Below are 22999 nucleotides of genomic sequence, written 5' to 3' on the forward strand. Positions count from 1 at the left end.
CCTGAACTAGTAATAACGTAAGTCTTCAACTTTCCCCCAAAATACCCAATAAGAAAAGATTGTATATCCGACAATACTTGGGATAACTACTAAGGCACCATATAACAGAAAATTGAGAGATTCAGCTGCTGATACCGACTGCCAAATGGTTATTTGGTTAGGTACGATATAGGGGTAAAAACTAATCGCTAAACCTAAAAAGCTAAAGGTGAATATAACAATACAAGCCAAAAATGGTGCCGCTTCAAAGGTGTTTTTCTTAGCCTTATTAGCCATTGAATTATCGGTAGCAAAACCAAGTTCTAAACGCTTAATATGTTGCCAAGCGTAGATAAACATGGCGACCACCAAGGTTGGAATTAATAACAATAAACTAACCGAGGTACTTAACCAACGTTGGTAAATACTATTATCGATAATCAAATTAGTTACCGACACCAAACAAATACCAACAAAACTTATCACTAGCATACGTTTGGCATATCGAATAGCGCGCTGCTGCAAGCTCCCTTCCGTTTTCATAATCAGCCATGCTGAGCCAATAAAACAATAAGCAGCACTAACACCTAAAGCACTAATCAAGGAAAAACTAATACTGACTAGCGTTTGCTCAAAACCCATTACGTACATACCCAGCATATAACCTTGTGCACTTGAGGCTAGATAAGAGCCAAGTTTAAAGGCTTTATCCCAGGTGGGTTTATGACTAAAGGCTGCTTTAGCTCTGAAATCAAAAGCTACGCCACGTAAAATTAAACCGATTAACATAAAGACAGTCGGTAAATATAAGGCTTTTAAAATCATACTGTGTGCACTTGGGAATGCGATCAACAATAAGCCAATGGCCAATACCAACCATGTTTCATTGGCATCCCAAAATGGACCGATAGAGGCAATCATGCTATCGCTATCTTTTTGATTATCCAAAGGTAACAGCATACCTACGCCTAAGTCATAGCCGTCTAAAATCGCATAAACTAAAATTGAAAACGCCATAAGGGCTGCAAAAATTATTGCTAGGGTGTGTTGATCAAACATGAGCATTCTCCTGAGGTGATAATGATTTGTTTAACACCGGTTTATGGGCAGAATTCCTATGTTCCTGCTCTTGAATTTCTTCAATTTCCACAGCACGTAGCGTCATCACTACAATCGTACTTAAATAGGCAATGAGTAATACGCTGTAAACTAGAATGTATAACATCAAGGAGATACCAACGTTTGAGGCTGCAATATCAGTTACCGCATCTTTTACCAGTAAAACATCAGTCACTAAAAACGGTTGTCTACCTATTTCAGTAACATACCAACCAGCCAGTGTTGCTAGCCAACCTGAAAAGCTCATTAAGGCCAGTATTTTTAATAACCATGTCGGCATAGACTCATTGTGCTTGTCTTGACGGTATAATTTATATCTTGCCAGCCATGCGATGAAGATCATTAACATGCCTGTTCCCACCATAATTCTAAAGCTGAAAAATACCGGTTTTACTGGCGGTGTATGCTCAAAATCACTCAGGCCTTTAATTTCCCCATCCATTTGGTGAGTTAAAATAAAGCTGGCTAAGTTAGGGATAGCTACCTCAAAATCGTTTTCTTGGGTGGCTTCATTAGGTATGGCGAAAAGTAACAATGGCGCACCTTTTTCAGTGTGCCAAATACCTTCCATTGCTGCTATTTTCGCTGGTTGATGCTCAAGCGTATTCAAGCCATGTAAATCACCAACAAATATTTGCAATGGTGCTAATAACATTGCCGCCGTCAAACTCACCTTTAATGTTAATCTCGGTGCTCTTTTCTTATCACCATTTAGTAATCTAAAAGCACTGATCCCTGCAATTAAGAAACTTGCCGTTAGCCCTGAAGCAAGTAATACATGAACAAACCGATAAGGAAATGAAGGATTAAAAATAATGGCCCACCAATCTAGCGGAAACGCTACGCCATCGCGCATTTCAAATCCTGTTGGGGTATGCATCCACGAATTAAGTGACAATATCCAAAAAGCAGATAACGTAGTTCCAATAGCTACCACTATGGTGGCTAGAGTATGAATTTTAGCGGGAACACGTTTGATACCAAACAGCATCACCCCCAAAAATGTCGCCTCTAAGAAGAATGCCGTTAACACCTCGTACCCCAATAAGGGGCCAGCAATATTGCCTACTTTTTCCATAAAGCCCGGCCAGTTTGTGCCAAATTGAAAGCTCATGGTTACACCGCTAACAACACCTAAAGCAAATGATAAGGCGAATATTTTCACCCAAAAGCGATAAGCACGCATCCAAACAGCATCACCGGTTTGATCAAATCGAATTTTAAAAAAGACTAAAAACCAACACATGGCAATAGTAATAGTGGGAAACAAAATGTGGAAACTGATATTCACAGCAAACTGTATTCGAGATAGTAATTCGGTATCTAACATAACAACTCCTTGACTACTTTTTGGCAAAAAGCAGCCTATTGCGCCTCGAGTAAGGCACAAGAAATAATATAAATAGGATTAATTAGTTGCTGAGTTTTCAGCAGCTATTGGCGAAGATCAGGTGCCGCTTTTTAAGAATTTATCTTTCATGTCTAGCACTTTACCTATCCCAGATCCCAGCTTCATTAAGGTATTAAGCTTTTCAGGGCTCATGCCTTGCAACTCACTGGCAAAAAAGGTCAGCGTTTCGAGTAGGTCATGAATTTCATGCATTTTATCTTGCGCATAACTTTCTTCACTGTTGGCTGGCTCGTTTAATAAATTGTCACGTAAGACACTTAAGGTAGGATCTATTTCTCGTTTGCGGCGCTCTTCAAAAATACGATTAGCCATTTCCCAAATTGAGCCCGCAGGACTGTAATATTCTTTACGATCACCCGGCTTATGTTGCACCTGAATTAATCGCCAAGATTGCAATTCTTTAATACCCATACTGACATTGCCACGGGAAATATTTAATTGCTCTGACAACTCATTGGCAGTAAGTGCTGCTTCACTAATGACCAATAAACCATACATTTGACCTATGGTTCGATTAAACCCCCAACGACTGCCCATTTCACCGCAGTGCATTACAAAGGCTTCAATTTTTGCAGACATAATCATGTTACTGCTACTCCCTCAAAAGCTAAAATTCTAAAGTTTCAGAAATTACTGAAACTTTAGAACAAAGATTGATATAGATCAAGCTTTATTGAAAATTTCCCGAAAACTAATAGCTAGAATAACAGTGATAAAATTGATGACACACACGCTAACATTTTCTGTTAGCTACTCAGGTTAAATTTGCTACCAATCTAAATAAATATCATTAATAATGTTAGCTTATTAACAAGCCTAATCACCTGATGACATATTTTAAGCAATTCATTTTTTTGCCACAGTTACAGCAATTAATTAAGCGTAGCTTTATCGCTTGGCTGATATTTTTTATTGTCTTTGATATTTATTGCATTTTTTGGCGTCAATATGGCATGGGATTAAATTATGACTTTATTGATTCTTTTATTTGGTGGTTTGAAGAATGGGGAGCTTGGCTTGTTAGCATCCCTTTATTATGGAGCGCTTTAGAGCATTCACTGAAAAGGTTTAGTCTTATTGCAACGTTATCACTAAGTTCCCTAGTCTTTTTACCGTTGATGTTAGCCATTAGAATGTGGATTGGTTACCCGAACCAAGCAGATAATTTAGCACAAACCGTCGTGACAATATTCCCTCAGTACGCAACGGCATATGTTATCTGCATACTTGCCTGGTATTTTATGGTGCATGACAAAAAACACCTTGTTGAAACTGAGGATATTGCCAAGCCAGAAAACGCACCTGTAAGTAAAAAATTAACCGTTGAACATTCAGGGCTTAATTTAGAAATAGATATTGATAGTATTTTTTCAATAAAAGCGGCGGGTAATTATGTAGAGATATTTTGTCTCAATGCGAGTTATATTAAACGGACAACACTAAAACAAATGGTTGAGTCTTTATCAGAAAACAAATTCATGCAAGTACACCGCAGTTACTTTATTAACTTAACCAAAGCCAAAAAATTAGTAAATACTGACACGGGCGCAGGTTTACTCACCTTAACGAATGAACAAACTATTCCGGTGAGTAAAAAATATAAAACCACTCTAAAACAAGCCTGTATTCTAGAATATTAATCTGTTAACTACTTTTCGCTCATCCCTGATATTAACTTTTCATCCCTAATACTTTTTTACCTGCAATTTTTATCACAAAACTTGTTAATTCGTCCCAAAGCTTTGGTAGGAAAGGTATTGAGTGATTTATATTTTCCAAAAATAATACTGGAGAGCATAAATGAACAATGACAACCATACATCAACACATACACTTACCAGAAGCCTACACTGGCTTATGGCGCTACTACTATTAAGTTTATTAGTTATTGGTTTTTACATGACCATTGCTGAAGACTATAGCGTTTATGATATTCATAAAGCTTTTGGTGTGATTGCATTGGGTTTAATTATTCTACGTTTAATATGGCGAGTTAAAAACCCGTGGCAATCATCATCACAAGATACTGATCATGAAAAGTTAGTGCACTTCGCGCATTTATCATTATTAGCATTAGCACTGTTAATGCCAATTTCAGGTATGTTTAATAGTGGCTTTGGTGGTTATGGCATTCATGTATTTGGCTGGGAAATGATTGATAGTCGCTATAACGCAGAGGGTACTCGTATTGCGATTAATCAAACTTTATCTGATGCAGGTCGTCTAGTTCATGAAGTTTTAGGCTACCTTTTTAGTGCGATTATCCTTTTACATATTGCGGCAGCGTTAAAACATCACTTTATTGATAAAGATAATACCTTAACGCGAATGCTTGGCAGACAATCATGATTAATTAACCCCTGCTCCCAAGTTTAGGTTAATTAAAAAATAGACAAACCTGTTTTGGTGGTAAATAACTCAAGGGCTTTAGTTCCCACGAGTGAATTACCACTTTTGTTAAGTGCCGGAGAGTAAACTGCGATCGACATTTTACCCGGCACTACAGCAACTATACCGCCACCGACACCGCTCTTACCCGGTAAACCAACCCGAAAGGCAAAATCTCCTGAGGCATCATAATGTCCACAAGTTAACATTAACGAGTTGATACGCTTTGCCTGAGAGGGGCTAATAAATTGTATTTTGGAAATAGGATCTGTGCCATCATTTGCTAAATACAGCATAGAGCGGGACAGCTGCTGGGCATTCATTACAATTGAGCATTGTTGAAAGTATGTGGTTAGGACACTCTCAACATCATTATCAAAGTTGTTAAAGCTTTTCATTAAATTGGCTAAAGCAATATTGCGAAAGCCGTGTTCCATTTCTGATTCAGAAACCGCTTTATCAATTGTGATTTTTTGCTCGCCACTACAAGATTGAATAAAAGATAGAATTTCATTCGTGACTTGGTCGGGTTTAGAAAAATGAGACACTAAGCTATCGGACACCACAATAGCGCCAGCATTAATAAAAGGATTACGTGGTATGCCGGCTTCATATTCTAACTGCACCAAAGAATTAAAAGGATTACCCGAAGGCTCACGCCAAACACGCTTAAATAAATCTTTTTTATAGGCCTTAAGCGCCAGAGTATAACTAAAGACCTTAGAAATACTTTGAATAGAAAAGTCTTGCTCAAAAGCACCTACCCCGAATGTTTGACCATTGTTTAATGTAACAGCCATACCAAACTTCATCGGGTCTGCTTTCGCTAGCGCTGGAATATATTCAGCCACTTGTCCTTGTCCAAGTAACGGAGTTATCTCTTGCTCTATTTCAGATAATACTGTTGATAAGTTCATTCAAAACGCCTAGTAAATACGCTAAATAATTATTTATAGCCAGCGCTCTCGGCTAACCATTAACTTTCGCCTTTATATCGCTAAAGACACCATCCTGACAAGTGAAAAATTATGGTGGTAGTAAAATAAATATTTAGCTAATAGTCATCATTTCGTTAACGGTAAGTTCAGCAATTGAACCTTCAGTAGCTGCGATATAATTAGCTAAATGCTGGCTACTTAAATGCGCTTGCCAAAGCTCACGCGTCTGCCAATTTTCATAAAACATGAAATGCGCTAGATTGTCGTTGTCTTGGTGCAAATCATAATTTATACACCCTTCTTCAGCGCGAGCAACTTCAATAAGTTTCAGTAGCTCAGTTTTAACAAAATCAATTTTGTCTTCATTGGCTGTAATGTTGGCAATAACAGTGATAGCAGTCATTTAACGCCCTCGGTAATGGCTTGAAAGTGAGTTTATAAATACGTATTAACGATTATTCAAAGCCTTGTAAAACAATTTTTCCAATGGATTTACCCGACTCTATCTCTTGATGAGCAGCTTTTAAATTAGTCGCGTTAATAGTGCCTAAATTTTTACCCACTGTGGTTTGAATATACCCTTGGTCAATTAATTCAGCGACCTTGTTGAGTAATATATGTTGCTCATTCATATCTGCTGTCGCAAACATTGAACGAGTAAACATAAACTCCCAATGCAGTGATATACATTTAGGTTTGAGTTTTATAATGTCGACCGATTTAGGATCATCAATTAGGGCAATTTTACCCATAGGGGCAAGTACTTCAACATAACTATCAAAATATGAATCGGTATGCGTTAAACTTGCCACATGAGTCACTTGTCCAAGGTTTAATTGCTCGATTTGCTCAGCTAGTGGTTTAGTATGATTAATGACATAATCTGCCCCGAGCTTTTTCACCCATTGACTAGAGCTTTCACGTGATGCGGTACCAATAACTGTTGCACCAGTAAGGGCTTTAGCTAATTGCACTAAGATTGACCCCACGCCGCCAGCCGCACCGACAATTAAAAGCACATCATTAGACTTCTTTAACGCATCAGGATTTTGCTGTGTAATAGCTAAACGCTCAAACAATAATTCCCAGGCAGTAATCGCGGTTAGTGGTAATGCTGCCGCTTCACTGCTAGTTAAGGTTTTAGGCTTATGCCCCACTATCCGCTCATCAACCAATTGATATTCAGCATTACACCCTTGGCGAGTTAAATCGCCTGCATAGAAAACCATATCCCCTAATGTAAAATGACTGACTTCTTCGCCAACTCCAACAACTTCACCTACAGCGTCCCAACCGATTACTTTGTAATTGCCCTGCTCAGGTTCAACATTTCGACGAATTTTACAATCAACAGGATTAACAGCAATTGACTGAATACGTACTAATAAGTCACGACCTGATGCGATTGGTTGAGGTAATTCAATATCCTGCAGTGATGATGAGTCTGTAATTGGTAGTGATTGAGTATAACCCACGGCTTTCATAGTATTCTCCTGTGCGATTAATCGTCATAGTTAGGCTAAATAAAGCGCTGACTAATTATCTTCGCGATTAGTGATAAAAATAATAATAGTATCAATCAATTAAGATAGGTAACAAATAAAAACTATTGAAAAAATTATTTAAAGTAATTTGAGTTTGGCATTTCATAAAAAAATTTAAATTTCTGCCATACTCTACTATAACAAGTAACAATAAAGAGCTTGGAATAGCAAGATGAGTCAACATCATCATTTAGTTTCGAATATAGATCTAACAACAACGTTGCAAGGTGAATATGATGCACTCTTGGTGTTTCTATCGTATTTGATCGCAGTATTATCCGGTTTTTGTGCCCTAAGTGTTATTAAGTTTATTGAATCTAATGAATCAGTGCGCTTACCTTTGTTGTTCGCTGGTGGCACCATTCTCGGTTTGGGTATTTGGAGTATGCATTTTACTGCCATGCTCGCCTTCTCGCTTCCTATACCTGTATTATATGATCTTAATATCACCTTGTTATCAGTGCTTCCGGCAATTTTAGCCTCTATTATATTTTTAAGAAATTTAACCTCGGTAAACATTTCAAAAAGCAAAATCATCTATACGGGTCTAATACTGGCAGCAGGTATCGCCACAATGCATTTTACTGGTATGTCAGCCATGTCGATGAAAGCTTATATGTCACACGACCTTCGCCTTTTAGCATTATCAATAATATCCTCTTGGGGATTAGCCATATTGATTATCGCGTTAAAAGAAAATACTTTTAAGCTCAATATCCCTCAAAATACGCACCTAGTTTTGAGTGCATTAACCTTTGGATTCGCTGTTGCTAGCATGCATTATCTAGCCATGTCATCTACCTACTTCTTTCCTGATAGCTTGATTCAAGTATCAGGTATAGGTGATCAAGGCCTTACTAATGGCTTAGTTTTTTTTACTATTGTGCTCATGGTATTGCTGATACTCGTTTTATTTTATAAGCAGAGAATTAGCGGTTTACTGAAACTCGCCTCTACGCATCATAAACGAGTAATTGAGACCATAGATAACATGCAAGATGGTTTCATTTTAAGTAATGACGACAACCAAATATTATTAGTAAACAAAAAATTTCAACAAGATTTTGGCCAAAATAATGCCATCAGTATTGCCATCAATGACAATTTAAACGACCTTTATAATCAATTGGCTAGTCACTATTTCAAATTTGATAATGCCAGTGAAGCTAAAAAAATGCTCGATATAGTCAACACCAAGGTGAATTTGATTGAACCCTTTAAAGTGATGGATAAAGAGCAGCGTTGGTGGTTACTTAGACAAAATCGCACCTCAGCTGACACCATTATTCAAACATGGACTGATGTCACTAAACAAATTGCGCAAGAAGAAGAATTAGTGGTCGCCAAGGACACGGCAATAAAAACCCTAGAAAATTTACGAGACACTCAAGAAGAATTACTTGAGGCAAAAAAAATGGCCTCTCTTGGCGGTCTTGTTTCTGGTGTGGCTCATGAGCTAAACACTCCCTTAGGTATAGGAATTACTTCACTATCATCAATAATGGAGATTGTTGAACAAATTCAAACATCAATGTCGTCAGGATCGATTAAAAAGTCAGAATTAGAAAGCTCCCTCAAAACAGTTTATGAGTTTGAACAACTTGCCAACAAAAGTTTAACTAGGATGGCCAAACTCATTCAGCAGTTTAAATACATATCTGTTGATCAAGATGTTGAAGTATCAAAGCACTTTTCTTTAGCTCATACCGTTAATGATTTGCTTCCCATTTGGCAAACAGCCTTACATGATCAAAATTTAACTTTTAATATTGATATTGAGCAGGACATTCATATTTTTGGATTTGAGAATGCGCTCACACAAGTTATTAGTTGTCTTATAAGTAACTCCATAGAACATGCATTTGAACAATGCCAACAAGGAAGCATTGCTATTGTCGCCAAGCTTGAAGGGGCAAGAGTCAAACTGATTTATAGTGATACTGGTTGCGGTATAAACCAAGAAATAGCTAACCGTGTTTTCGAGCCTTTTGTCACCACAAAGCGTAATGAAGGCGGCGTAGGTCTTGGGTTGCATATCGCGTATAACTTGGTTAGCCAAAAGCTCAAAGGTAAAATTAAACTGGCTACTCCTGATGATGAATACAACACTGTATTTTCGATTAACTTACCGATCGATATTTCATAACACTTGAAAAAAATAACAAGTGATAATGTTGTCGAAAACAATAGTTTTTTACTATGCTTAACTGAACGCGAGCTAGATGAAGATTATGATTAAATATATTTATTATTTGATTTTGTTGCTATTCATTTATCCTCAAAATCTTGTCGCAAAACAGCCATACACCTTAACAATTCCTGCTCCTCTTAATGGCAGCGACGGGCGGAATGAGTATGTAGAAGTTTTACTCAAAAATATTTTTAGTGCCCAAGGCTATGAACTAAACATTAAGTACAGTTTTATTCCGGCGAATAAAATAAGAAGCGCTCAGCTATTAAGCCAAAATAATAAAATAGATCTGTTTTGGCGAAGTGCACGAACTGATATTGACCCCGCGTTACAAGCCATTGAATATCCGATTTATAAAGGTTATCTGGGATATCGCTTATTATTGATTCATAGCAATAGTTCTAGTCAATTTTCATCAATTTCCAGTAAAGAGGAATTAGCCACTTTTACTGCAGTTCAAAAAAAAGATTGGCTTGATTATAAAATATTAACAAGCAATGGCTTAACCGTAGAAAGTGATATGACTTTTCCTGCAATGTTCAAAGCGATTGACCAAGAGTTAATCGATTACTTTCCTCGCTCAATTGTTGAAATAGATCGAGAATTAATGAAATTTGATGCAGCCAACATAATCATAGCTTCAGACATTATGATTAAATATCCCACCGCCAGTTACTTTTATATCAATGAGCAGAACAAAGAATTGGCGACAATTATGCAGTTAGGTTTTAAAAAAGTGTATGAAAATGGCGTTTTTGATGACCTTTTCAATCAATACTTTCGTCACATTATTAATAAACATCAACTAGATAATAGAAAAATAATCGAGTTAACTAATCCATACTTAGTTAATTAGTTTCTACATATTCATATTTACTAGGATAACCTAGGATAACGCTAATTTTACTGCCTGTTTAGCATGAATTTCTGTTGTGTCATATAAAGGAATATCGGTATGCTCCTGTTGAACTAATAAGGCTATTTCAGTGCATCCTAAAATAATGGCTTCAGCGCCTTTACGGTGTAAGTCATCAATAATGTTTAGGTAGGCTTGTCTTGATTTATCGCTCATTTGACCAAGACATAACTCATCATAAATGACTTGATGAACAGTATGCCGCTGTTCATCATCAGGGGTAATTACATTGATATCAAAAGCAGTTTCTAGCCTACCTTTGTAAAAATCCTGCTCCATAGTAAATTTAGTGCCTAGCAAGCCAACACATGTCACTTTATCTGCTAATAATTTCGATGCTGTTGCATCAGCAATATGCAATAGTGGAATTGAAATGGCCTGTTCAATTTCTGCTGCTACCTTGTGCATGGTATTAGTACAAATCAATAAAAAATCAGCACCCCCTGCCTCTACTGATTGAGCAGCTTGCGATAATATTTTAGCCGTTTCATGCCATAAGCCTTGATGTTGTAACCGCTCTATTTCAGCAAAATCAACGCTATGAAGAGTTATTTTTGCTGAATGTAAACCGCCAAGCGAACTTTTAACTTCCTGATTAATAACTTTGTAATAACTTGCTGTCGATTCCCAGCTCATACCGCCAAGTAAACCTATGGTTTTCATTTTTATACTACTCCAAAGTCCAAAGAATATCGGGCTTCCACATATAGCACATTCCATGTGGTATAAAGTTACTGCTGTCGAAAAATGAAAAAGAATCCATACTAATAGCTCACCTAACAATATAATATTTCAACATTAACTTTAGCAGATATTAATATCGATAATAAAGCCATCATGTAAGCTTAGTTCAAGCCGCTAATTCAATAGTATTGGCTAAACAAAAGGCTTGTATATACTCTACATGTACTAAAATTTTGATGAGACAAAAAAGTGAATAACTCCCAACTTTACTTACCTATCTCTATTATTTACTTGTGAGATGAAATAGAGTGAGAGTAAGTTTGATTCGACGAGCTAGAAGTATGATGTTAGCAAAGAATAAAATATTAATCTTAGTACTCGGTGTATTAGTAACAGGGTGTGGCGGCTCAAGTACAGAAGAAACTAAAACAACAGAGCTTCCAGCCACTGAACAACCTATTATCGACACAAATACAGTACCAGAAAACAATACTACAAAAAATCGAGAAGGCGATATCTCATACTTAACACTAAGTAATCGCAATCCGGATTGTGAAGCCTATGTTGGTAATTATTTAGCTAATATTTTCGATTTACAAACGGGCACAATGTTAGCGAGTTACCTCACTGTAACTTCAACTGAAACAAGTTGTACCTTTATCAGTAATAATATTCCTAACCATGACCTTGGTGGTAACACTACTACCGGTAAAGATTTCGCCACAACAGTACGAGCCAATATTAATGCATATACTTTAACCATTCCTCGTAATCCTACTAAGCTGAACACACCAATCTATATTGAAAAAATAGCGGGTATGTTAACGCTAAATGGTATTTTACTTAACGGGGTAGATTTAGATATGGATTCCGCTTTTTGCTACCACCCAGACATCAATGCCGATTTAAATATTGGTTTAGGTACGCGCCAGCAATGTGGATTAAATGCTGATTGGTATGCGATACCAGCAAATAACCCTGAAATTGTTACATTAGACGAATTTACCGGACATTCATTTGATGGCCGATATCATTATCATGGCGACAATCACAGCCTGTCTCATATTGAATCTGAAGAAACCTTATCATTTACCATTGATGATATTGACCCTAGTGGCTCGCCGGTCATCGGTTTTGCTCCCGACGGATTTCCCATCTATGGTCACTATATTTATGATGAAAATTTAAAAGCGTTAAGAAAGGTAAAGTCGAGTTGGCAAACCTATACAACAGAAAGAGTTACACCGGAAAACTCAACCATTCCGGCGCCTAGTATCACGACACATCCGCGTGGGATCTTTGTTGAAGATTGGAATTTTGTTGCAGGTAGTGGCGACCTCGATGAATGTAACGGAATGACAGATGTTTATGGTAATTATGGCTACTATTACACTGAAAATTACCCATTTGGACCGATTTGTAATTTTGGTTCACCTGATAGTTCTTTCACGCTTGACTCATCAGCATTCATCGGCGACTAGTTTCGACTATATAAACAAGTGAAAGCTTTGCGCAATTGTGTCATTATCTCTTGTCTGAATAAAATATTATTAAAACTATATCGCCTAGTGTCGAGTGTTCATTACATGCAAAGTACTTGCTTTGTTTTTAGAAGTAACTGTAGACTAGCCCCCCATTAGATCGATAAGTAAAGAGAATGAAAGATGTACGTATCTAATAAAGTATTATTATTGGTCCTTTTAACATTATGCATACCCTATAGTTTTGCCCAAGCAGTCAAACAGGACGGTAGCTCAACAGCTGAGTTAATTGAGAAGCTAAAATCTGGCGGTCACATTATTTACATGCGCCACGGAAAAACAGAGCGAAAAAATACCAATCGAGACAAAAGCTTAGTTGATCTAAACAAGTGCGAAACCCAACGTAATTTATCCATTGAAGGCCGTGCTCAAGTTAGCGAAATCAGCAAAAGAATTAAAGAACTTGAGATACCAATTGGCAGCGTATATTCCAGCCCATATTGTCGTACAAAAGATACCGCAAAGGCAGTCTTTGGCGATTTCATTATTGATGAAAAGCTCGCTTTCTCTATGGGTAAAGACAAAGAAGAATCTAAAAAATTAGGCGACCATTTACATAAAGTAATGCTTGCCACCGCTGATACTAAGGCTAATACTGTTTTTGTCGGACATACCGCCAATCTAAGAGACGGTCTGGGCGTATGGCCAAAACCTGAAGGTGTTTTTGTGATATTTAAAAAAGTAGATGGCAATATTATCTTTTTAGGAATGATCACACCTGACCAATGGCCTGGAAATCCCCCTAAGACACTTCAAAATTAGATAGATAATGCTTGGCTCTTTATCGTTACGCGCACGGTTTCTTATCGCCCCAATTATTGGGGTGTTATTGACTCTTATTATTTACTTTACCAGCAATGGTATTATTAACGCTCAAAATCAATTATTTGAAAAAATTAATGAAAGCGACCTAATTCAAATAAGTGAAATTAACCGTTCAATTGCACAACTAGCGACAATTAATAGCGACATAGTTACCTTGTTGCTTGAAGCAGAAGCCCTCGATGAAGAACAAATCTATATCAAAGGTAAAGATTTACTTGATAGTCTACATAATGTTGAAAAGAACTTAAAAGAAACAATTAACAACAGCGATAGTGTTGTTATTGATAATGTCGATATCTTCGATGAGATCATTTCAGCCTTTTCATCTTATAAATCAGAAAGTATTACCGCCTTAGAAATGGCTTCGGTAAACCCTTCTCAAGCACATTATGAGTTAACGTTAGCCAGCCGAAAATTAAAAATACTCAATAAATTATTTTTAACCTTATCTGAATATCAATTACAACAAGTAACTTTAAAAGCTAATGAAATCAATGGCTCTTTGTCAGAAGAAACTTACTTAAACGAAATTTCTATTTTTCTTGTTATGCTGATGATGGGTATTTCATTTTATTTTTCTAATAAAATGTCAGCCAGTTTAATGCAAGTCTACAATGCTTTAATTCGTCTTTCTCAAGGAAACACGGACATTAAGGTTTTAAATAAGCGTGACCGATATATCCAACATTTATGGACTGCGGTTGCCGAGTTCAAAGAATCAATAACACAAAGAGTTAAACAAGAAAAAGTACTTATCGAAGCAACAAAAGAAGCTGAAGCTGCAACGAAAGCTAAATCGCAGTTTTTAGCGAATATGAGCCACGAAATACGCACTCCCATGAATGGTGTCATCGGTATGACACAATTGCTAAAAGATACGTCGTTAACTATAGAGCAGAAAGATTATCTTGATGCTATTGCTAGATCTGGCAATAACTTACTGACCATTATTAATGATATTTTAGACTTTTCTAAACTTGACTTTGACGCTATCACACTAGAGAACATCTCATTTAATTTAGAGCGTATTTGTATTGAGTGCATCAAGCTCGTTGCTAATAATCAAAAAGAGAATAACAACGTTGAATTCATTTTTGATTATCATCCTGATATATCTCGCTACTTTATCGGAGACCCGGCACGCATAAGACAAATGATTGTTAACTTATTAAGTAATGCCGCTAAATTCACCAAAAATGGCCATGTACTTTTAACAGTGACATATGAGTTTAAAGATACAGAATACGAGCGTGTAGCAATAGAAGTTCAAGATACAGGCATTGGCATCAAAGCTGACGCAATCACACATTTATTTGAAGAATTCTCCCAAGCGGATAGCTCAACCACAAGAAAGTATGGTGGCACAGGCTTAGGCCTTTCTATCACCAAAAAGCTCGTCACTTTAATGAAAGGTGATATCGAGGTCGAGTCTGTACATCAACAGGGAAGTAAGTTTACCTTATCTATTCCATTGGCCAAGTCTACGAGTCCTACCTTACCGACGAAGCAGAGTTTAACAAACGTATCTATCTTATTGTGTGATACCAATATGCATAACCGTCAAATATTAAAACGTTTATTTGAGCATATGGGCGCCAAAACAATTGTAGTCAACGATAAACAACAAGCGATATTAGCACTGTACCAAGCAAACAATGATAAAACGCCCTATCAATTGGTTATTATTGATAATGCCTTACCCGGTAACGATACACTAACTCTGGCTGAAAACATAAAAAATAATGAACTCTATAACCACCTAAAATTACTTGTTTTTTCTAGTGTTTCAAAAGCTGGAGAGGCATCACTTTATGAAAAAGCTGGTTTTAATGGCTATCTATCAAAGTTATCTCGTCATGAAACTATGCTTAGGGTATTAACCGCAACCCTAGCTCACCAACAAGATCAGGCTATTATTACTCAGCATGTCATTGAAGATGCTCAAACTGAAGAGATAGAAAAGCAGTCATTTAACGGCAAAATATTGTTAGTCGAAGACGTCAAAGTAAATCAAATCATTGCCGAAAAAATGTTGACCAATATGGGGCTAACAGTCGATATTGCCAATAATGGTCAAGAAGCTGTGGATGCTGTGACTCAAAATCAATATGATTTAATTTTTATGGATTGCCAAATGCCTGTTATGGACGGTTATGCTGCAACATTAAAGATTCGAGAAATAGAAAAAACACAACAAATACCCACCATACCAGTCATCGCATTAACAGCCAATGCTACCAATGAAGATATCATTGTTTGTCAGCAGTCTAAAATGGATGACATTGTAACCAAGCCCTATGAACTCACTGATTTACAACGTTGCCTTAATAAGTGGCTAACATCTAGAGAAGTCATGCCGCCTCAGGTTGAACAGAGTATCTATTAACCTGAGTAAATTAGCTGATAATAGATTGGAAATTAAGTTAATTTATTAACAGCTCAGGGAAAAACAATACCAATAGTAAAACTATTATTTGCATGATAATAAATGGGATAACACCTTTATAAATCACTGAAGTTTTCAACGATTTAGGCGCTACACCTTTAAGGTAAAACAAGCTAAAGCCAAACGGTGGTGTTAAGAAAGAGGTTTGCAAATTCATTGAGATTAATATCGCAAACCATACTAAGTTTATATCAAGCGCTATAGCTACCGGCATTAAAATCGGTACCACTAAAAAAGCAATTTCGATAAAGTCGATGAAAAAGCCTAATATCAATATCGCCAACATAGATAAAACAATAAAAGTCCATTTTTCCCCCGGTAACTCCATAAAGAAGTCTTCAATAATATACTCACTGCCTGAATAGCTAAATACCATTGAAAAAGCTGTCGCTCCTATAAGTACAGCAAACACCATGGAGGTTACTTTAACGGTTTCTTTTGAAACCTCATGCATTTTTCCTAGTGAAAAATTACCATAAAATATAGACAATAATACCGCACCAACAGCACCGATTGCCGAAGATTCAGTTGGTGTGGCGATCCCTGAAAATATTGATCCTAATACAGTCAGAATTAGTATTAAGGGCGGAACAATATCTTTCAACGCTTCTAATAATAGCTCACGTTTATTTTCAGTAACTATCAAAGGAGGACAAAATTCTGGTTTCACTTTTCCCAATATTAAAATGTAGAGGCTATACGCAAAAATTAATAACATACCCGGAATAACAGCGGCTCGAAAGAGATCGCCCACAGGTACTCCCATCACATCCCCTAAAATTATTAAGATAATTGATGGTGGGATAATTTGACCTAACGTCCCTGAGGCGCAAATAACACCCGTTGCCGTCCCTTGATGATAATTATTCTTTAACATCACAGGCAAAGAAATCACTCCCATCGCCACAACACTGGCCCCAACCACACCTGTTGATGCCGCTAATAATGCACCTACTACAATGGTTGAAATAGCAACGCCACCAGGCATTCCCCCGAAGAGTTTCGCCGCCGATTCAAGTAGCCGTTCTGCTAAGCCAGTTTTTTGTAGAACAATCCCCATAAATATAAACATCGGAACTGCCATTAAAATGGTATTTTCCATAATGCTCATAATGCGATAAGGCATAAATTCGAACAGATCTATGCCCAGCGTTAACGCACCGACAATTAACGACACGCCTGCAAAAGTAAAGGCAACAGAGTAACCAAGGAATAAACATACAAGAGCAATGGCAAATAGTACTAATCCAGTCATTATTGCTCACCTTCAATAGTTGAAGGGCTGATTAATACTTGAATTTGACTAAGTACCGTATACAAAATAGCAAGCATAAGAAATATTGATGAAATAGGTATAACTGAGCGTACTATCCAGCGGTGAGGTAAGCCACCGGGATCACCACTACCCTCACCCATGGTATAAGCTTCTAAGGTGTAATCAATACTGAAATAGCAAATTAATATTGTGATAGGTAATGCGAAGACTAAACTACCAAAAATGTTGATAATCGCTCGTTTTTTCGCTGACATTGCATCATAAAAGATATCAACACGCACATGCGCATCTTCTTTTAACGTGTAGGCGATACCAAACATAAACATGGCTGCAAATAAGTGCCACTCTAGCTCTTGCATACCTATACTGACGTCATTAAAAAAATACCGCATTACCACGTCATAAAAAACATTGGCAATCATTAGTAACATTAAAACACTGCAAAAATTACCTAGCGCATCAAGTATTTTTGCTATTATTTTTATTGAAAAATTCATTATTAACTTCAGACCCGAGGCATAACCAGATATAAAAAAAGCAGACACTTATACTTTAATGCATAAGAGTCTGCTTTTGCTAGATAAAAAATAGCTTAGTTATTCTTTATCACTGGTTTCTAAATAAGCGCGATCTGACAAATTTGTCCATGCGCGTGCGTTTTTCTGATATTCACTTAACGATTTTAGAATTTCTGCTGTCATAGGGTCTTTGGCTGCAAATTCTTTCAATAATGCTTTATTAGTTTCCTTAATAGCATTCATTACCGGCTCAGGAAATGAGCGCATTTTCACATCGGGATAATCTTGAGCGAGTGTGGCTAAATTTTTAGCACTTTCATGATAAGACTGGGCATACATATCATAGGCCGCAGTTTTCATCGCAACCGTTAGGATTTTCTGTAAATCCTTAGGTAATTGATTGTAAGCCTTTTCATTCACCATAAATTGCAATTCAGCCGCAGGCTCGTGCCAGCCAGTGTAATAATAAGGTGCTATTTTATGGAACCCCATACGTAAATCTAATGAAGGTCCAACCCATTCAAGAGCATCAATGGTGTTACGCTCTAAGGCGGTATAAAGTTCACCAGATGGGATATTCGTTGGCTTAGCCCCTAACCTTGATAAAACCTCTCCCGCAAAACCTGGGATACGCATTTTCAAGCCTTTTAAATCTTCAACTGAGTTTATTTCTTTTTTGAACCAGCCCCCCATTTGATTACCTGTGTTACCGCCTGGAAAAGATAAAATGCCATATTTATCATAGACCTTTTTCATCAACTCCATGCCACCACCATAATAAAACCAAGCATATTGCTCAGGGGTAGTCATACCAAAAGGAACCGTAGTAAAAAATAAGGTGTTGAAGTTTTTCCCTTTCCAGTAATAAGAGGCTGAGTGCCCCATTTGATATCGGCCAGTTTTTACAAAGTCGAAAATACCAAGCGGTGATTTATGCTTATTTGAAGAGTCGATGCGGATCAACAAGCGTCCACCCGACATCTCTTTCACCATTTTAGCCATGTTTTTTGTTGTATCACCAAAAACAGGAAAATTTGGTCCCCAAGTTTCGGCCATTTTCCAGCGGTATACTTTTCCATCCGCAGCGTTTACAGTATCTAGCAGCCCAAATGACAGTAACAAAGTAACTAGTAAACCAAGTGTTCTTTTCATGTCCTTATCCTTGTTTTTATTAATTTTTTATTTTATAAGTCTATCATTAACAGTAAGTATCACAAATGTAAACCCGACTATAGTCTAAGCTACAAATACTCGACAAATATACCAATGAATATCACCATTCCAACCCAATGATTATGTAGAAAGGCTTGAAAACAATTATCGCGATCGCGATTTACAATTAACATTTGCTGGTAAGCAAACAAACCTGCAGCAACAACTAAACTTAACTGAAAAGGCCAGCCAAAAGCTAACATATCGCCAACAGTAAAGAGTAGCCCCAACATGGTTAACTGTAACAATCCAATAATACGCTTATCGTTTTGGCCAAATAAAATGGCTGTAGATTTCACACCAATTTTAACATCATCATTTCTATCAACCATGGCGTACATAGTGTCGTATGCTACTGTCCATAATAAATTTGCAAAAAACAATAACCATGCAATAACGGTTACCTGCCCTTGAGCTTCAGAAAAAGCCATGATCATTCCCCAACTAAACGCTGCACCTAACACCACTTGTGGCAATTGGGTATAACGCTTCATAAACGGATACGATGCAGCTAAAATCAAAGCAATAACGGATAAATAAATGGTTGGCCAACTTAACGTTAATACCAAACCTAACGCAATACCAATAAGTGCACCGAACAGGCTAATCGCTTCATCTTTGCTCATTAAACCAGACACTAACGGCCTATTTTTCGTTCTTTCAACTTTGCCATCAACCTTGATATCTGCCAAATCATTAATGACACAGCCAGCACTACGCATGACGAATACACCCAAACTAAATACTATGAGTAGATGTAAACTTGGCCAGCCATCACAGGCTACCCATAATGCCCAATAGGTGGGCCACAATAACAAGTAAGTACCAATCGGCTTATCCATACGAGTAATAAGCTGAATTCCCTGCCATTTCTGTTTAAATTTATTTAACATCTAATCAATCTGCCATTTCATCCGTTTGATAAGCAAAAGCATTAGGTAAAAATACTTCGGCGACCATGAGGGGCTTATTTTCTAAAATGAATATGGAACGACGTCCCCATAGATTATGTTCAATAGGTAACTGCAAATCATTAGCTAGTTTAACTACTGAGCTATGCTGATCAAACTCAGCTACTTCAATGCTTTTCCGCTCAAGAGACGGGTTATTAAATAGCACTTGCCCTAAGGATTGAGTACCTAAATTAGCCAATGCTTGCTCAGCTCCTGTCAAACTTGATAAAGGCAATAAACTACGGGCAAACACTTGCGGTATTTCATCACAATATAATAACACTTCACGTACAAGCACTTGCTCACCTTCCGAGATACCTGCAGATGCTTCATGGCGTTGACAACGCTCAACCTGCTGACCTAATAATTCCACACGAAATTGTTGGCATTGTTTTGATAAACGGGCTGTGAGTGAATTAGGATCGAGTAACCAACTCTGTAGGTTCTGCGCAATAGAGTAGGTTTTAGCTTCTTGCCAATGGCTCGTTAAGGTTATAGGAAATAAAGACTGTAAATTCATAAATTAAAAGACTGATTAAATCAGCTGCTATAATAACAGGGCTTCATCTAGATGCACATGTTAGCGATTCATAGTATTAAAAATAATTCAAAAATTTTCAGGAAAAATGTTAATTTCAGGTTATGATAGAGTTATACGCAAAATTTGCGCTTATGATTTACAGGTAAAAAATAAAGCCTATGTTTAAATATCTTCTCGTTTTATCTTTAATATTACTACCGCTCTCAACCAAAGGAGCTGATTATGCTTATTTTGGTTTCGAACCCGATATCATCACAAATTATGTCGCAGTAAAAAAGAAGATGGGATACGTTCGCCTCACGGTTGAACTAATGGTTCCTGGCGAAAATTTAGAAATTGTTGAACATCACTCACCACTATTACGTGATGCGATCATCACCATTATAGGTAAGCAACCTGAAGCTAAAGTAAAATCAATTAAAGGTCGCTCTGAAATTCAATTACTTTGTGAAGAACAAGTAAAAGAGCTACTTACCAAAGAAACAGGTAAACCATTAATTAAAAAATTATTATTTACCCAATGGTTAGATAATTAATCTCCTTTCACGAGCCAAATCAATAGTCAGAATTAAGCAGTGCACGAATACTCTCTTCAACGAAAAAATAATGGTTTCACCCTTATTGAATTAATCGTAGTAATTGTCATCTTAGGCATACTCGCGGTGGTCGCTTTACCTCGTTATATAAACTTATCTTCTGATGCAAGAATCTCCGCATTGCTGCAAGTTCAAGCAAGTGTCGAAGGAGCGAATAAACTGCTCTTTTTAAAATCATATATGCCGAGCTATTCTACTCAAGAAGTTCCTGGTAGACCTGATTTACTAGATATTGATATGGATAAAGATGGAGATTTCGATGTTTTCTCAAGCGATGGTATTGATGTACGACTTAAATATAGAAATTTAGACAATACCGATATCATCAAGCGTATACATATCTCAGAAGAATTTGTCGTTGAAGAAGAAGGGATTGATTTCACTTATATCGGTTTTGATTTATCTTCAGATGGCACAGTAAAAAGCGACGAATGTTATTTCCAGTATACTCAGGCACAAAGTGAAACAATACCTGCTAGCTATGAAATTATCAGTACGGGTTGTTAATCACTAAAAAGTGCTTGTTCAATTAATACCAAACGGATTAATTGCTAAGTTAAGATAACCTGAGCTCGGCTTAACATATGTTTCTCTAATGACTATTTTTACTGACTTCTGCGTTAAATTGTCTTGCAATAGGCCACCTATTGACGCTAAATTTGCCTTGAATTAAGTCAAACTATCACGCTAGAGATTGATTGAAATATTTATCACTTTATTTCAAGGAGTTAAAAATCTCTTAAACCGAGTTCAGGTTAAGATAATAAAAAGCCAAAGATTTTTCTTTGGCTTTTTAGTTTTCCCACAGTAATTTCTATCGACTAGTTGCTACATGCTTAGTGACTTCAACTTTCGCATCTACTCGACGATTCTTCGCGTGAGCTTGTGCACTATCTCCGGTATCAAGTAAACGCTCTTCACCGTAGCCAACTGCAGTTAAACGTTCTTGTTCAATTGCATATTGATTCACTAGTACATCGACAATCGCATCAGCACGTTGCTGTGATATTTTTTTATTGTAGCTAGCGCTACCCTTTTTCGACGTATGCCCTTCAATAACTAAGGATACTTCAGGGTAAGTTTTCAGAAAGTCTGCCATTCTTTTTACTTCAGGCATATATTCAGGTTTAACTATGGCTTTATTGGTATCAAAATTAACGGATAAATGCATAACCTGCTGCTCTTTGGTAAAAATAGTACAGCCTTCGCTATCTACTTTATCCTTCGTTGGCGTATTAGCACAGTTATCTTGGCTATCAATAATGCCGTCTTTATCTGCATCTTTAACAACAGCTACTGCTGCAACAGGCGCTACAACCGCTTCGGCTGGTGCTGATTGCACTGTTTTCTTCTTAACAGGTGTTGATTTACTCTCAGCACCAAAAAAATATATAAAGCCGATCCGAGCACTCGCGTCTTTAAAGTTATCTGAAAATTGATAATGCCCTTTACCTTCAAAATACACTGCCGCTTTTTTACTGAAATAATGACGGTAACCCGCACCTAAATCTAATGACGTTTTACCATCAACTATATCAAGGTAGTCAACACCACTAAGCACATAGAAATTTTGCTTGGTTGGAAAATATAGCGCATCAATAGCGACTGATGAGGCATCAGGCTCACTAAAACCTCGGTTTTCTTTCACTAGATTTATATCAGTGTATGAAAATCTAAATTCTGTTGATTCGGTTAAACGATAACCTAATTCAGCACCTAAACCACTACCGTGGTCGACATTAGAATTTGGGTTAGCAGTCATTAATCGATCATTATCAGTATTAATGTAAAGTAAGTGTGCACCGCCATAAAGTTTACCAACAAGATCTGTTGCTTTAGGTTGCTCATTAGCAAAAGCGGTTGAAAAGAGTAAAGGAGTGACAAGGAGCGCCGTTTTAATTGCGAAAGACTTATTCATAAG

At 37.1% G+C, this 22999-nt stretch carries 22 protein-coding genes; 9 read left to right on the top strand and 13 right to left on the bottom strand.

Features of this window, described 5'->3' with window-relative positions:
- Positions 1 to 6: 6 nt before the first annotated feature.
- From cydB to AC27IF_RS09925, 3 genes are all read right to left on the bottom strand, one after another.
- Positions 7 to 1038, bottom strand: coding sequence for a cytochrome d ubiquinol oxidase subunit II (gene cydB, locus AC27IF_RS09915; protein WP_487054068.1), 1032 nt, complete (start codon positions 1036 to 1038; stop codon positions 7 to 9).
- Positions 1031 to 2428, bottom strand: a complete 1398-nt coding sequence (locus AC27IF_RS09920; protein ID WP_487054070.1) for a cytochrome ubiquinol oxidase subunit I — start codon at positions 2426 to 2428, stop codon at positions 1031 to 1033. Before AC27IF_RS09920 ends, cydB begins: the two co-directional genes overlap by 8 nt.
- Positions 2429 to 2545: 117 nt before the next feature.
- Positions 2546 to 3094: a GbsR/MarR family transcriptional regulator gene (locus tag AC27IF_RS09925; RefSeq protein WP_487054072.1), complete on the bottom strand. Its 549-nt coding sequence runs from the start codon at positions 3092 to 3094 to the stop codon at positions 2546 to 2548.
- A 242-nt stretch (positions 3095 to 3336) separates the two neighbouring features.
- Here AC27IF_RS09925 and AC27IF_RS09930 point away from each other — a divergent pair, with 242 nt between their 5' ends.
- Both AC27IF_RS09930 and AC27IF_RS09935 read left to right on the top strand, forming a co-directional pair.
- Positions 3337 to 4149: a LytTR family DNA-binding domain-containing protein gene (locus AC27IF_RS09930; RefSeq protein ID WP_487054073.1), complete on the top strand. Its 813-nt coding sequence runs from the start codon at positions 3337 to 3339 to the stop codon at positions 4147 to 4149.
- A gap of 160 nt (positions 4150 to 4309) precedes the next feature.
- A complete protein-coding gene (locus AC27IF_RS09935; RefSeq protein ID WP_487054074.1) occupies positions 4310 to 4858 on the top strand; it encodes a cytochrome b in 549 nt (182 codons plus the stop codon).
- A 32-nt stretch (positions 4859 to 4890) separates the two neighbouring features.
- Here AC27IF_RS09935 and AC27IF_RS09940 read toward each other — a convergent pair whose 3' ends face one another.
- The 3 genes from AC27IF_RS09940 to AC27IF_RS09950 form a co-directional block, all read right to left on the bottom strand.
- Entirely contained in the window at positions 4891 to 5814 is a 924-nt protein-coding gene (locus AC27IF_RS09940) for a glutaminase (RefSeq protein ID WP_487054075.1), read from the bottom strand.
- A gap of 133 nt (positions 5815 to 5947) precedes the next feature.
- Positions 5948 to 6238 carry a putative quinol monooxygenase gene (locus AC27IF_RS09945; RefSeq protein WP_487054076.1) on the bottom strand — a complete coding sequence of 97 codons (291 nt, stop codon included), beginning with the start codon at positions 6236 to 6238 and terminating at the stop codon, positions 5948 to 5950.
- Between the two features lie 52 nt (positions 6239 to 6290).
- The gene (locus tag AC27IF_RS09950) at positions 6291 to 7319 is read right to left on the bottom strand and encodes a zinc-binding alcohol dehydrogenase family protein (RefSeq protein WP_487054078.1); all 1029 of its coding nucleotides are present in this window, start codon (positions 7317 to 7319) and stop codon (positions 6291 to 6293) included.
- Positions 7320 to 7551: 232 nt separating this feature from the next.
- On the opposite strand from AC27IF_RS09950, the gene AC27IF_RS09955 reads away from it, so the two are divergent.
- Together AC27IF_RS09955 and AC27IF_RS09960 are read left to right on the top strand one after the other, a co-directional pair.
- Complete coding sequence (locus tag AC27IF_RS09955; protein ID WP_487054080.1) at positions 7552 to 9525, top strand: MHYT domain-containing protein; 1974 nt, start codon at positions 7552 to 7554, stop codon at positions 9523 to 9525.
- An 85-nt stretch (positions 9526 to 9610) separates the two neighbouring features.
- On the top strand, positions 9611 to 10426 hold the full coding sequence (locus tag AC27IF_RS09960) for a hypothetical protein (protein ID WP_487054081.1): 816 nt from the start codon (positions 9611 to 9613) through the stop codon (positions 10424 to 10426).
- Between the two features lie 30 nt (positions 10427 to 10456).
- Here AC27IF_RS09960 and AC27IF_RS09965 read toward each other — a convergent pair whose 3' ends face one another.
- Complete coding sequence (locus AC27IF_RS09965) at positions 10457 to 11149, bottom strand: aspartate/glutamate racemase family protein (RefSeq protein ID WP_487054082.1); 693 nt, start codon at positions 11147 to 11149, stop codon at positions 10457 to 10459.
- 362 nt (positions 11150 to 11511) lie between these two features.
- Here AC27IF_RS09965 and AC27IF_RS09970 point away from each other — a divergent pair, with 362 nt between their 5' ends.
- The 3 genes from AC27IF_RS09970 to AC27IF_RS09980 all read left to right on the top strand — a co-directional run bounded on the left by AC27IF_RS09970 (position 11512) and on the right by AC27IF_RS09980 (position 15922).
- On the top strand, positions 11512 to 12651 hold the full coding sequence (locus AC27IF_RS09970; protein WP_487054084.1) for a YHYH protein: 1140 nt from the start codon (positions 11512 to 11514) through the stop codon (positions 12649 to 12651).
- Positions 12652 to 12834: 183 nt separating this feature from the next.
- The gene (locus tag AC27IF_RS09975) at positions 12835 to 13473 is read left to right on the top strand and encodes a histidine phosphatase family protein (protein ID WP_487054086.1); all 639 of its coding nucleotides are present in this window, start codon (positions 12835 to 12837) and stop codon (positions 13471 to 13473) included.
- Positions 13474 to 13480: 7 nt separating this feature from the next.
- Positions 13481 to 15922, top strand: a complete 2442-nt coding sequence (locus tag AC27IF_RS09980) for a hybrid sensor histidine kinase/response regulator (RefSeq protein WP_487054087.1) — start codon at positions 13481 to 13483, stop codon at positions 15920 to 15922.
- A gap of 37 nt (positions 15923 to 15959) precedes the next feature.
- Here AC27IF_RS09980 and AC27IF_RS09985 read toward each other — a convergent pair whose 3' ends face one another.
- The 5 genes from AC27IF_RS09985 to AC27IF_RS10005 form a co-directional block, all read right to left on the bottom strand.
- Complete coding sequence (locus AC27IF_RS09985; RefSeq protein WP_487054089.1) at positions 15960 to 17237, bottom strand: TRAP transporter large permease; 1278 nt, start codon at positions 17235 to 17237, stop codon at positions 15960 to 15962.
- On the bottom strand, positions 17237 to 17755 hold the full coding sequence (locus tag AC27IF_RS09990; protein WP_487054091.1) for a TRAP transporter small permease subunit: 519 nt from the start codon (positions 17753 to 17755) through the stop codon (positions 17237 to 17239). The genes AC27IF_RS09985 and AC27IF_RS09990 overlap by 1 nt, the downstream gene beginning before the upstream one ends.
- Before the next feature lie 99 nt (positions 17756 to 17854).
- Positions 17855 to 18928 (bottom strand): TRAP transporter substrate-binding protein, encoded by a 1074-nt coding sequence (locus AC27IF_RS09995; RefSeq protein ID WP_487054093.1) that lies wholly within the window; start codon positions 18926 to 18928, stop codon positions 17855 to 17857.
- Positions 18929 to 19017: 89 nt separating this feature from the next.
- Positions 19018 to 19881, bottom strand: coding sequence for a 4-hydroxybenzoate octaprenyltransferase (ubiA, locus tag AC27IF_RS10000; protein WP_487054095.1), 864 nt, complete (start codon positions 19879 to 19881; stop codon positions 19018 to 19020).
- Between the two features lie 4 nt (positions 19882 to 19885).
- A complete protein-coding gene (locus AC27IF_RS10005; protein WP_487054097.1) occupies positions 19886 to 20461 on the bottom strand; it encodes a chorismate--pyruvate lyase family protein in 576 nt (191 codons plus the stop codon).
- Between the two features lie 179 nt (positions 20462 to 20640).
- Between AC27IF_RS10005 and AC27IF_RS10010 the strand changes: the two genes are divergently transcribed.
- A complete protein-coding gene (locus AC27IF_RS10010; RefSeq protein WP_487054098.1) occupies positions 20641 to 21018 on the top strand; it encodes a flagellar basal body-associated protein FliL in 378 nt (125 codons plus the stop codon).
- A gap of 39 nt (positions 21019 to 21057) precedes the next feature.
- A complete protein-coding gene (locus AC27IF_RS10015) occupies positions 21058 to 21585 on the top strand; it encodes a type II secretion system protein (RefSeq protein WP_487054099.1) in 528 nt (175 codons plus the stop codon).
- 307 nt (positions 21586 to 21892) lie between these two features.
- Here the strand turns inward: AC27IF_RS10015 and AC27IF_RS10020 are convergent, their stop codons facing one another.
- A complete protein-coding gene (locus AC27IF_RS10020; RefSeq protein ID WP_487054101.1) occupies positions 21893 to 22996 on the bottom strand; it encodes an OmpA family protein in 1104 nt (367 codons plus the stop codon).
- Between the last annotated feature and the right edge of the window lie 3 nt (positions 22997 to 22999).

Source organism: Colwellia sp. KS18-150 (genome assembly GCF_057551365.1).